13 protein-coding genes and 1 pseudogene are annotated in these 11,600 nt (G+C 72.1%); 9 read left to right on the forward strand and 5 right to left on the reverse strand.

The genetic code is table 11. The annotated features are described in order from the left end of the window. Positions 1-284 (forward strand): annotated as a pseudogene (locus ABT129_RS29680) (DUF4097 family beta strand repeat-containing protein); the annotation flags it as partial. A 67-nt stretch (positions 285-351) separates the two neighbouring features. Next, positions 352-1,167 (forward strand): alpha/beta fold hydrolase, encoded by an 816-nt coding sequence (locus tag ABT129_RS29685; RefSeq protein WP_351907736.1) that lies wholly within the window; start codon positions 352-354, stop codon positions 1,165-1,167. On the opposite strand, the gene ABT129_RS29690 is transcribed toward ABT129_RS29685, so the two are convergent. The 3 genes from ABT129_RS29690 to ABT129_RS29700 all read right to left on the reverse strand — a co-directional run bounded on the left by ABT129_RS29690 (position 1,153) and on the right by ABT129_RS29700 (position 3,884). Beyond that, complete coding sequence (locus ABT129_RS29690) at positions 1,153-1,689, reverse strand: GNAT family N-acetyltransferase (protein WP_351907738.1); 537 nt, start codon at positions 1,687-1,689, stop codon at positions 1,153-1,155. The genes ABT129_RS29685 and ABT129_RS29690 overlap by 15 nt on opposite strands. A 106-nt stretch (positions 1,690-1,795) precedes the next feature. Next, positions 1,796-3,064 carry a low temperature requirement protein A gene (locus ABT129_RS29695; protein WP_351907740.1) on the reverse strand — a complete coding sequence of 423 codons (1,269 nt, stop codon included), beginning with the start codon at positions 3,062-3,064 and terminating at the stop codon, positions 1,796-1,798. Between the two features lie 202 nt (positions 3,065-3,266). Further along, positions 3,267-3,884, reverse strand: coding sequence for a TetR/AcrR family transcriptional regulator (locus ABT129_RS29700; protein WP_351907742.1), 618 nt, complete (start codon positions 3,882-3,884; stop codon positions 3,267-3,269). Positions 3,885-3,982: 98 nt separating this feature from the next. On the opposite strand from ABT129_RS29700, the gene ABT129_RS29705 reads away from it, so the two are divergent. Then, positions 3,983-4,636 (forward strand): CatB-related O-acetyltransferase, encoded by a 654-nt coding sequence (locus tag ABT129_RS29705; protein ID WP_351907744.1) that lies wholly within the window; start codon positions 3,983-3,985, stop codon positions 4,634-4,636. A gap of 58 nt (positions 4,637-4,694) precedes the next feature. Continuing rightward, on the forward strand, positions 4,695-5,891 hold the full coding sequence (locus tag ABT129_RS29710) for a macrolide family glycosyltransferase (RefSeq protein WP_351907746.1): 1,197 nt from the start codon (positions 4,695-4,697) through the stop codon (positions 5,889-5,891). 13 nt (positions 5,892-5,904) lie between these two features. On the opposite strand, the gene ABT129_RS29715 is transcribed toward ABT129_RS29710, so the two are convergent. Then, a complete protein-coding gene (locus ABT129_RS29715) occupies positions 5,905-6,306 on the reverse strand; it encodes a RidA family protein (protein WP_351907748.1) in 402 nt (133 codons plus the stop codon). Between the two features lie 100 nt (positions 6,307-6,406). On the opposite strand from ABT129_RS29715, the gene ABT129_RS29720 reads away from it, so the two are divergent. From ABT129_RS29720 to ABT129_RS29730, 3 genes are all read left to right on the forward strand, one after another. Beyond that, positions 6,407-7,492: a helix-turn-helix transcriptional regulator gene (locus ABT129_RS29720; protein WP_351907750.1), complete on the forward strand. Its 1,086-nt coding sequence runs from the start codon at positions 6,407-6,409 to the stop codon at positions 7,490-7,492. Positions 7,493-7,560: 68 nt separating this feature from the next. Next, complete coding sequence (locus ABT129_RS29725; protein WP_351907752.1) at positions 7,561-8,040, forward strand: hypothetical protein; 480 nt, start codon at positions 7,561-7,563, stop codon at positions 8,038-8,040. 67 nt (positions 8,041-8,107) lie between these two features. After that, positions 8,108-9,019, forward strand: coding sequence for an ADP-ribosylglycohydrolase family protein (locus ABT129_RS29730; protein ID WP_351907754.1), 912 nt, complete (start codon positions 8,108-8,110; stop codon positions 9,017-9,019). Positions 9,020-9,253: 234 nt separating this feature from the next. Here the strand turns inward: ABT129_RS29730 and ABT129_RS29735 are convergent, their stop codons facing one another. Then, complete coding sequence (locus ABT129_RS29735) at positions 9,254-9,877, reverse strand: hypothetical protein (RefSeq protein ID WP_351907756.1); 624 nt, start codon at positions 9,875-9,877, stop codon at positions 9,254-9,256. A 171-nt stretch (positions 9,878-10,048) separates the two neighbouring features. On the opposite strand from ABT129_RS29735, the gene ABT129_RS29740 reads away from it, so the two are divergent. After that, the gene (locus ABT129_RS29740) at positions 10,049-10,762 is read left to right on the forward strand and encodes a bleomycin resistance protein (protein WP_351907758.1); all 714 of its coding nucleotides are present in this window, start codon (positions 10,049-10,051) and stop codon (positions 10,760-10,762) included. Between the two features lie 28 nt (positions 10,763-10,790). After that, the gene (locus tag ABT129_RS29745) at positions 10,791-11,264 is read left to right on the forward strand and encodes a nuclear transport factor 2 family protein (RefSeq protein ID WP_351907760.1); all 474 of its coding nucleotides are present in this window, start codon (positions 10,791-10,793) and stop codon (positions 11,262-11,264) included. Positions 11,265-11,600: the final 336 nt, after the last annotated feature.

Raw genomic sequence — 11,600 nt, forward strand, 5'->3', positions numbered from 1 at the left:
TCCAGGCCGGCGACATCCACATCGGCCGCCTCGGCGGCCCCGCCACCCTCACCACCCAGAAGGGCGACCTCCACGTCACCCAGGCCCACACCGGCCCCGTCACCCTCCACACCCTCGCCGGAACCATCACCATCGGCGCCGCCCGCGGAGTCTCCGCCACCCTCGACGCCGGCACCACCCACGGCCGCGTCCACAACTCCCTCAACAACACCGAAGGCGCCGACGCCCCCCTCACCATCCACGCCACCACCGCCTACGGCGACATCACCGCCCGCAGCCTCTGACCCACCCCACCCCACCCCCACCCCCACCGACCCCGCAGAACCCGACCCGCACCGAGGAGCAACCACCATGACCAGCAACCAGTCCGCCGCGACCAGCAAGCGGTCCGCCGCCTGGACCGGCATGGTGCCCATCGAGGACACCGCGCTGGCGGTGACCGACACCGGCGGGGCCGGCCGCCCCGTCGTCTACCTCAACGGCTCCTACGCCGACCAGTCCCACTGGCGGCACGCGATAGCCGAACTCGGCGGCGACTACCGGCACATCACCTACGACGAGCGCGCCCGCGGCAGGTCCGAGCGCTCCACGGACTACTCGTTCGAGGCGTGCCTGCGCGACCTCGATGCCGTCCTGACCGCCAGGGGCGTGGACCGGCCGATCCTGGTGGGCTGGTCGTACGGCGCCATGCTCGCCGTCCACTGGGCCGCCCGGAACCCGGAGCGCGCCCTGGGGGTGGTCTCCGTCGACGGTGCCATGGCGCACGAGTGGCTCGACGACGCCGGCCGGGAACAGGTCCGCAAGCTGTTCCGCCGGCTGAGCCCCTTGTTCCCCCTCGCCCGCCCGCTCGGCATGGCCGCGCGCATGAGCGCCGCGCAGCACGCCGAGATCAACATCGAGATCAACGAACTCTGCGCACCCGCCGCCCTCAATCCGGTCTTCGACCGCCTGACCGTGCCGACCCGGTACGTGCTCGCCACCGGCGGCAACCTGGGCGGCGACCCGGTCCTGATGGAGAGGATCCGCGCCGGCCTCGACCCGGTGCTCGCCCGCAACCCGAACATCCGGGTCAGCGCGAAGGTCCCGAGCAACCACTCCAAGATCCTGCGCAAGGACTTCCGGGCCGTCGCCGCCGCGGTGCGCGAAGTCGACTCACATGGGGAGTGAGAGGAGCCGTACGGGCTCCTCAGGCCAGTGCGCGTCGTCGCGCAGGGGCGTCACCATGGTCCGCAGGGGCATGGTCACCCAGCGGGCCCCGGGTTGTTCGACGAGGACGTCCTGGTCGAGCGGGTGCCATCCCAGGCGCTGGTAGAGCGGCACGAGGGGAGGCCGGCAGAACAGGAGCGCGTGCCGAGGACCCAGCGTGCGCGCGTGGTCGAGCGCCGCCGCGACGACGAGCCGCGCCAGCCCCCGACCCTGCATGTCGGGTGCGACGGCCACTCCGCCGACACCCACCACCTCCGTCTCGGCACCGCCGATCGCCACGGGCAGCCGCAGGAGGCCGGCGTGGGCCACGAGCCGGTCGCCGTCTCTGACACCGAAGTGTTCTTCCTTGGGCAGCCAGGTCAGGCCGGTCGAGGCGACACCGAAGGGGTCGTCGCCGGCGCCGAGGATCTCGTCCTGCTCGGCCCTCGTGTACCGAGGCAGACGAACTACGGTCGGTGCTGCGGAGAATGGGTTCTCAGGCATCCCTCCATGATGATCCATCCGCCCCCGGACACATCGCCCGCCCGCCCCGACCAGCGGCCCACACCCCCACCGCTCGCAGCTCACGCCTGCACCGCCCACCGAGGGCCTACCCCCGGACACCCGCGGTGCCGCGGCGCCCCGCCAGCTTCTCGTACAGCCAGGGCCAGCGGGCCACGAGCACCAGGGCCCACACCAGTGCGGCCGGGAATCCGCGACCGGCGAAGGCGCCCAGCAGAAGGGGCGCGACGACCACGGGCACGCCGACCACCAGGACCCAGCGGGCGTCCCGGCCCGAGACCACTCCCGCCAGAAGGCCGACGGAGAGGAACACGGCGATGCTGCCGCACATGAGCCAGCGCATCCCGAGCGGCAGATGCCCGTCGACGTGCTCCACCGCCCCACCGAGGGAGGCCGCGAGGGCGGCGAGCGCACCCGTCGCGACACAGTGCAGCGGCAGCGCGAAACGCGGGGCGAGCACGCCGAAGCCGAGCAACGGCACCCCGCACGAGCGGCGCACCGCGAGCGCCCACAGCGCGAGCAGAAGGACGAAGGAGCCCACCGCCAAGGTGCCGAGTCGGGAGGTCCACTCGGCTTCGGAAGAGGCCTCCACCCCCAGCGCGACGCTCTCGCCGATCACGATCAGGGTGAACAGCCCGAGCCGCTCGTCGAGGTGCCGGGCGTCGAAGCGGGCGGCCACCGGCGCGGGGCGGGCGGCACGTTCGCGGTGGGCGGCGTGCCCCTCCCACTCCTCCCGGGCGTGGGCCAGGACGCGGTTGCGGGACAGGGCGAACGTGAGCCCCAGGTCGAGGGCGAGGCCGGCCGCCCACAGCCAGTAGCGCGTCGGCGCCTCGGCCCACACGGACACGATCCACGGGACGACCCCGACCGTCAGCTGCGCGACCGGCCAGTCCGCGACGACCTCCCCGCGCCGCTGCCAGACGCGCGAGGCCAGGAGCCGTACGAGCACGTAGGCGAGGGCGAAGGCCCGCGCGTGGTCCGAGCGGATCTCGGGAACGGCCGCGGCCATGACGGCGAGCCCGAACATGCCGATCAGCACGGTGCGGGTGTGCACCTTGTCGGCGGCGACGTTGCCGTACGTCGTGAAGCACATCCACGCGGTCCAGAACGCCAGGTACAGGAGGCAGTAGAAACCGAGGTCGGCCGCGCCCGGGGTGCCGTGCAGCAGATGCGCCAGCTGGGCGACTCCGGCGACGGCGATCAGGTCGAAGAACAACTCCAGCCAGGAGGCATGCCGTTCGGACGCGGCGGCAGGACCGGGAGCAGGCTCCCCGGGAGGGTCGGCGGGAGGTCCGCCGGGAGGATCGGCAGGAGGACCGGGGGGCCGGGCGAAGGGGGCGGTGTCGTCGGAAGCCATATCTGGGAGATCGGCCGGAACACCCCCGTACTCCAGCCCGCCCGCCCCACGACCGCACGGGAGCGCCGTGCGGTGCGCGGGGCCCGACCCGCGCGAGGGCCGGCGACCCTGGACGTTGCCCGGAGACCGGCCGGGCCCCGCTCCCCTACCGACGGACGGAGAAGGCGGACGTGTGCCCGGAGACCGGCCGGGCCCCGCTCCCCTACCGACGGACGGAGAAGGCACCCGCGGCGGCCGCCAGGACTGCCGCCTCCGCGGCCCGTTCCGGGAGTCGCGGGTCCGGGTCGCCGCGCAGGAGCACCAGCTGGTGGTAGAGCGGCGCCGTGGCGGCGATCAGCAGGCTCCGCGCGTCGGTGTGCCGTGCGGGGAGCTCACCGCCGCGCTCGATGGCGCGCTCGACGAGGATCTCGCACTGGCCGTACCGGTCCGCCCACAACCGCGTCTGGGCCCGCGCGGCCTGTTCGGAGTGGAACGAGGCGGCCATCAGGGCGACGGCGAACGACGGCTGTACGACCAGGGATTCCTGGATCTCCTCGTTGAGGGCCGTCAGATCGCCGCGCAGCGAGCCGGTGTCCGGCGGCTGCCAGTCGGTCTCGCCGGCGGCGTCGATGACGTCGACGAGCAGGCCGCCGACATCCCGCCAGCGCCGGTAGACCGTGGCGCGGTGCACTCCGGCCCGCGTCGCGACCCCCTCCATCGTGAGTCCTTCGTGACCGCCTTCAGCGAGCTCGGCGCGCACCGCGTCGAGGACCTGGGCGCGGACGCGGGCGGTGCGACCGCCCGGACGGCGGTCCGACGTCGTGTCCAGTGGGTCTGTCATCGGCACTCGGTATCCGGTTGATCAGGGCGGCGGGGCTGTGCCAGCATCTTAACGCGACAGTTGTCGCCGAAGTCCACCGGAGAGGAACCGCCTCCACGATGACGCCCGTTCCCGCTGACCCCACCGTGCTCCACCCGATGCCCGAGCACCCGCGCGTGGTTCTGCTCAAGCAGCTGGTGAAGTCGCCGCTGATCGAGGTCGGTGACTTCACCTACTACGACGATCCGGACGACCCGACCGCGTTCGAGACGCGCAACGTCCTGTACCACTACGGTCCCGAGCGGCTCGTCATCGGCAGGTACTGCGCGCTGGGGACGGGCACCCGGTTCCTCATGAACGGCGCCAACCACCGCATGGACGGTCCTTCCACCTTCCCGTTCCCCACCATGGGGGGCTCCTGGGCGGAGCACTTCGACCTGATCACCGACCTGCCCGGCCGGGGCGACACGGTCGTCGGCAACGACGTGTGGTTCGGCCACGGCGCCACGGTCATGCCCGGTGTACGCATCGGTCACGGCGCGATCGTCGCCGCCGGCGCCGTGGTCACGGGCGACGTCCCCGACTACGGCATCGTCGGCGGCAACCCCGCCCGCCTCATCCGCACCCGCTACGACGCCGCGGACATCGCCCGGCTCCTCGCCGTGGCGTGGTGGGACTGGCCCGTGCAGCACATCACCCGGCACGTACGGACGATCATGTCGGGGACCGTCGCCGATCTGGAGGAGGCCGCCGCGCGGATCGACCAGCCCTGACACCGCGCCCTCACCACACCGCCCGCACCCGCCCCGCGCCAGAAACGAGTGATCGCCCATGGCCCGCCGCCGCGCCCATGTCGCCATGGTCGGCGTCCCCATCGTCAGCCATGTCCTGCCCAGCCTCGCGCTCATCCGCGAGCTGGTGGCCCGCGGGCACCGGGTCACCTACGCCAACGACCCGTTCGTTGCCGACCTGATCGAGTCCGCCGGCGCGGAGCTGGTGCCCTGCACCTCCACGCTGCCCGTCGCGGACAACGACTGGCCAGCCGATCCCATCGCCGCGGCGAGCCTCTTCCTCGACGACGCCGTCCAGGCGCTCCCGCAACTGCGCGCCGCCTACGACGACGATCCGGCCGACCTGTACCTCTACGACATCGGCGCCTATGCCGCGCGCGCCCTCGCCGAAGGGCAGGGCCGTCCCCTCGTGCAGCTGTCCCCGACGTTCGTCGGCTGGGACGGCTACCAGGAGGAGGTCGCGGCGCCTCTGCGGAAGCTGCCGGGCGCCGACGCGTACCGGGACAGGTTCGCACGGTGGCTCGCCGACTGCGGTGCGACCACCACGGACGTGGACGCGTTCTCCGGACCGCCCGCCCGGGCGCTCGCCCTGATCCCGCGAGCGATGCAGCCGCACGCCGACCGAGTCGACACCGACACGGTGACCTTCGTCGGCCCCTGCTTCGACACCCGAGCGGACACGGACGGCTGGACCCGCCCGGCGTCCGCGGACCAGGTGCTGCTGGTCTCGCTCGGCTCTGCGTACACGCGCCGGCCCGCGTTCTACCGCCAGTGCGTCGCGGCCTTCGGCGACCTGCCCGGCTGGCACGTCGTACTCCAGATCGGCAAGCACACCGACCCCGGGGAGCTCGGCAGCATCCCGCCCAACGTCGATGTGCATCCCTGGGTCCCGCAGCGGGCGATCCTGGAACAGGCCGCCGCCTTCGTCACCCACGCCGGCATGGGCGGCTGCGGCGAAGGGCTTCTCGCCGGCGTCCCCATGATCGTCGTGCCGCAGGGAGCCGAGCAGTTCATGAACGCCGACCGGCTCGTGGAACTGGGCGTCGCCCGCCGTGTGGACACCGCTGACGCCACCGCGGAGACCCTTCGCGCGGCGCTGAACGACCTGGTCACTGATCCGGAACGCGTCGACCGGTCCCAGCAGTTGCGGGCCGCCGCCCGGGCCGAGGGCGGCACCCCGCGCGCCGCCGCCCTCATCGAGAACATGCTGGCCGCCACCGAGGGCCCCACGCTCTGAGGCCGCCGACGGCTCAGGCCCGAGCAGCGACCGCCTCGACCTCGAACAGCACGTCGGGCGCGGCCAGGCTCGCGACACCGATGAGGGTCTGCGTGGGCGGCTTCGAACCCCACGCCTCCCCCACGGCCCCGGCGATCGGCCCCAGCTTGCTGACGTCGTGGTTCACCACGTACGTCCTGAGCTGGACGACGTGGCTGAGGTCGAGGCCATGGGCGGCGAGGGCGGTGCCCACGTTGCGGAACGCCTGCCTCACCTGCTCGGCGAAGTCGGCCGAGACGACCGCGCCGTCCGGGCCCGATCCGTACTGCCCCGCGACAAACACCAGTTCCGTCCCCGCGGGAACGGCGGCGGTGTGGCTGTAGCCGAACGGGACCGGGTCGTGCAGACCGTCCGGATTGACCAGGGCGTGTGCCATGTGGAGCACCTCTCGTGAGCGTTCGGTCTGTCTCGTGCTGAAATGAAGCCTCCCAACGAATCACGACATCGAGTGTCACGTATTCAGGTAGCGTTTTCGGGTGCGCGCCGATCGGTTGGTCTCGCTGGTCCTGCTGCTGCGGCAGCACGGCCGACTGTCCGCGACGACGCTGGCCAGTGAGCTGGAGGTGTCCACCCGCACCGTGCTGCGGGACATCGACGCGCTCTCCGCGGCCGGTGTCCCGGTCTACGCCGAGCGCGGTCGGCACGGCGGTTTCGAGCTGTTGCCCGGCTTCCGGACCGAGCTCACCGGACTCAACCACGACGAGGCGCTCGCTCTTCTGATCGCCGGATCGCGGCGCGGCGCCCAGACGTTCGGCCTCGGCCCGGCACTCGCCTCGGCCATGCGCAAGGTGGTCGACGCGCTGCCCGAGAGCTACCGGGCCACCGCGGCCGGCGCGACGCAGCGCCTGCTCATCGACCCGGAGACCGACGTCCTCGCGCGCCGGCTGGTCACCGAGGAGGTGCCGGACGCCGTGATGACGGAGATCCGGCGCGCGGTGTTCGCCGGACACCAGCTGCGCATCCACTACGAGGCCGTGGACCAGGCCCCGAAGTGGCGCACGGTGGACCCGATCGGGCTCGTCACCGTGCGGGACCAGGGCTACCTGCTGGCCACGAGGTCGGGCGCGGACCGTACGTACCGGCTGTCCCGTGTCCTGGCCGCGGAGGAACTCCCCGAACCGGCACAGCGCCCGGAGCGCGTCGATCTGGACCGGGCCTGGCAGGAACGCAGCAGGCAGTTCCGGACCGGCGGCGACCAAGTCACCGTGCTGGTACGGATGGACCCGGCACGAAGGGCGGACCTGGTGGGCACCGCACTGGCCGTCCTGACCGAGGAGGCAGAGGAGACAGAGGAGACAGACGGGACCGGCGGGACCGGCGGAGCCAACGAGACCTACGGGTCCGACGGGTCCGACGGGTCCCACGGGGGGTCGAACAGGTCCTACGTGACCAACGGGGGCGGCCGGCTGCGACTGCAGGTGACCTTCCAGGACGCGCGACACGCCGAGTGGGCGCTGTGGCACCTCGGCCCGCACGCGGAAGCCCTGTCCCCGCAGTGGTTGCGCGACTCCCTGCACCGGCGCGCGGCCACACTGGCCACCCGCTACGGAGCGCCGTCCTGAGAGCGGATCGGCCGGTGGCCGATCCCTCGGCGGTCGACCGGTCGGTGCCGGGCCATAGGGTTCACCGGATGAGTGACCTCCATGAGCTGACGATCGCTGTCGACCTGCGGGACGAGATCTCCGAGACGGAGCTGGTCGAGCTGAGCTGGCACCTGGGGATCGGCCCCCCACCGGAGCACCCCCTGTCCCTCGTCACCCAGTTCCCGGTCGTGGTGGTGGACGACGACGGGACTCCGGTGATCGAGGACGATCCCCGTCCCCTGCTGGCCGGACGGGGCGCGGCGGCGCGGGTGGGCGGTGCGCTCTGCTCGGCCCTGGCCGACCGCGCGGACCTGCCGCGCGGGGGCTGGTCACTGACGTCCCGACAGGAGGTCCACCCGGACGAGTTCGACCGGATCGGCGAGCTGCTCAGCTGGCTCGCGGCGAGGGCTCATGACACGCATGCGGCCGGGGACGGCGCGGTCGGGATCGGATTCCTGAGGTTCCACGAAGCCGAGGTTCCGGACGTGCTCAGGGTGGAGGGCGGCCGGGTCGGCTGGCCGACCTGAAGGTTCGTCACAGGCCCCCGCCGAAAGGGGAGTGCGGGGCGCACCGTCGCCTTGGCACACTGCTCCCATGATCGACGTCCCCGCCACCGCACTGGATTCGTTGTACGGGCTGTCCTTCGGTGACGCCTTCGGCGACCGTTGGTTCGGCATCCTGCGCCGGAACGGTTCGGCGGCCCTGGAGGCACGGACCCCGCCTCCGGAGCCGCTGTGGCAGTGGAGCGACGACACCGCCCAGGCGCTGGTGCTCGTCCGGGAACTCGCCGAAGGCGGCGGCACCGTCGACCAGGACCGTCTCGCCCGGCGCTTCGCTGAGGCCTACGCCGAGGACACGCACCGCGGTTACGGAGCCTCGATGCACGACGTGCTCCGTCGGATCGGCGCGGGCGAGCCCTGGCGGGACGTGGTCGCCGGACAGTTCGAGGGCCAGGGCTCGTGGGGCAACGGCGCAGCCATGCGCGCGGCCCCGCTCGGTGCCTGGCTCGCCGCCGACCTCGACGCGGTCGCCGAGCAGGCCGCCCTCCAGGGCGCGGTCTCGCACCACCACCCTGAGGCGATAGCCGGGGCGGTCGCCGTGGCCCTCGCCGCGGCGCTGGCGACGCGCAGCCGGGGCGGGCCCGCGCCGACGCGTCCGGACTTCCTCCGGGCGGTCGCCGAGCTCCTCCCCGACGGCGACGTCCGGTCCGGAGTGCGGATCGCGGCCCGGATGCCGGCGCACACCTCGGTACGGCACGCCGCGGAGGTCCTGGGCTCGGGGTACCGGATGTCCGGGCCCGACACCGTCCCCTACGCGCTGTGGTGCGCGGCGGGGCACCTCGACGACCTGGAGGAGGGCCTGTGGGTCACCGTCGCCGGGCGCGGCGACATCGACACCACCTGCGCCGTCGTGGGCGGGGTGATCGGCGCTCGCACGGGCGTCACCGCCCTCCCGCCCACCTGGCACGCGGCCCGCGAACCGCTGCCCCCGATCGGGCCGGAGTAGGGAACACCCACCGGGAACGGGACCCGGCCCGAGCGCTCATGCCGGGCCGGGTACGGGTTCGGCGGCGAGGTCCCCGTACCAGCGAACGCACCCAGACCGCGCGCCCCGGCGACCCTCTGCTCATGGCCTCCATGTCGTACTTCTGCGCGATGTTGTCCACATCGCGCTGGGGGTTCTGGTAGCAGTACTGGCACTGCAGGTTGCAGCGGACACCGAAGGGCCGGAGTTCGACGGTCATCCCTTGCCCTCCCGACCGGGCTGCTCACCGCTCTGCCGGCGCAGCACCGAGACCTCGCCGTCGATGGCGGAGAGACGTTCGGTGATCTCGCCGAAGAGCCGGGAGGACTCGGTGGAGATGGCGCGCGTACGCTCGTCGATCAGCCTCAGGATCCCCTGCTCGCGCAGGCGCATGACCTGCTCGAAGCGGTTGATCACCGCTTCGAAGCGGTCCAGGAGGTCGAAGCCGACGTCGGTGTCGTCGTGGTTGTGGTCGGCGTACCCGGTGTCGGGGTAGTCGTCGTAGTGGGCGTCGTCGTGCGGAGGCGAGTCCGCGTGGTCGTCGTGGGCCGGTTCGTCGCTGTGGGGCTCGTCGTCGTGCTCGTCCGCGTGGACGTCGTCGTGGAGGTCGAAATGCGCGATGTCGTGGTGGCCGAGCAGGTCGCGTGACCGGCGTCGATGTGGTCGGCGTCGAAGTGGGGGATGTCCAGGTGACCGCCCCCGAAGGGGTCCGGCTCTCTCTCGTCCGGCATGGGAGCCTCGCTGTCGCTGCGGTCGCCCCCCCTGCTGCGGCCGACGGTAGCGAAGCGCGCATCGCTCCCGGAGCAGCCGCGCCCCGACGGGGCGCCTCCTGGCCTCCATCGGCCGACGGCCGTACGGCGGATGGAGGCCGTCCGGCGGATGGCGGGGCGGCGGTCGGATCGCCCCGCACCTCAAGCCACACTTCTCCCTCCACCCTGCCCCTCCCCCACCCGCCCTCTCCCCTCCCCTCACCTCTCCCCCACACTAATCAAGTTTGACTAGACTGACGGGATGAGTGAGAAGACCATTCCGATCCTGCCGTGCCGGACCATCCCGCCCGTGCTCGACTTCTACATCGCTCTCGGGTTCGAGGTGACCTTTCGCCAACAGAGTCCCAACCCGTACGCCGTCGTGGAACGAGGCGGCATCCAGCTCCAGTTCTTCGGGATGAAGCAGTACGAGCCGACCTCGTCCGTCAGTACCTGCTACGTCCTGACCGACGACGTCGACGGGCTCCACGAGGCCTTCCGGGCCGGTCTCAAGGCGGCCTACGGGAGGATCCCGACCCGGGGCCTCCCGCGCATCGGGCCGCTGAAGAACATGTCGTACGGCGTGCGGCAGTTCCTCATGACCGACCCGGGCGGCAACTGCATCCGTGTCGGACAGCCGACGAGCGAGGACCAGCGCCACCGGCCCGCTCCCCAGGAGACCTTCGCCCGGGCCCTCCACATGGCATCCCTCTTCGCGGACTCCAAGGACGACCCGGCGGGGGCCGCGAAGATCATCGACCGCGTGCTCCGCCTGGACGACGAACGGCCCACGCCCGTGCAGCTGTTCCGCCTCCTGGTCCTGCGAGCGGACGTCTCCGGTCGCCTCGGGGACAGCACGACGGCGGCGACCGCTCTCGACACGGCCGCCGCACTCCCCCTCACCCCCGAGGAGCGGGAGTCGCTCCACGACGACATCGAGCGCCTCGATGATCTCCGGGACCAGGAACCGCGGTGACTCCACGAGGTCCTGATAGGACATGCGGATGACTACCGAAGCGCTGGATCCCATGGAGCGCCTGCTCGCCGAGCGGGCTTGTGAGCGTCTCGTCACCGAGTTCGTCCACAGGCTCGACCTCGGTGACCCCGGCTCCGTGGCCGAGCTGTTCACGGATGACGGGGTCTGGGAGTGGACCGAAGGCGACCGCCGGATCGAAGGCCGTGACGCCCTCCGGTCGTACTTCGCAGGCCGGCCCGAGGACCGGCTCTCGCGCCGGATATGCACGAATATCCTGGTCACTGTCACCTCCGAGGCGACAGCCACCGCGACCACCTACTTCACGACCTACCGTGTCGACGGACACGTCGGCGGCTTCGCACCCCCACGGGCTCCGACGCAGGTCGGTCACTACGAGGACACCTTCCTCAAGGTCGAAGGCCACTGGCTTCTCGACTCCCGCTCCCTCCACCTGGCCTTCGCCGGACCGACCGAGCGCCTGGAGCCGACAGGAAAGGACTGAGCCCACTCCCCCGCCTCAAGCGGCAGGAGCGGCAGCGTGCCGATTGCGGCCCGCCCGGGACGGCCCCATCAGGTCCGGCCTCATAACCGGGTTATGAGGAGCGCACCCGGGCCGTCGTGAGGTCCGGCTTCATAACCGGGTTATGACGGGCGCACCCGGGCCGTCGTGAGGTCCGGCTTCATAACCCGGTTATGACCGCCGCTCGGGGCGGAGGCCCGGCCCGGCTCCACAACCCGGTTGTGACCGGCACCCCACCCCCAACCCCTCGTCAGCTCCGGCTTCATAACCGGGTTATGACCGAGGCCGCCGGACGGTCGACCGGCCCGACTCCATAAC

Source organism: Streptomyces sp. NPDC002057 (assembly GCF_040296665.1).
Classification (GTDB): domain Bacteria; phylum Actinomycetota; class Actinomycetes; order Streptomycetales; family Streptomycetaceae; genus Streptomyces.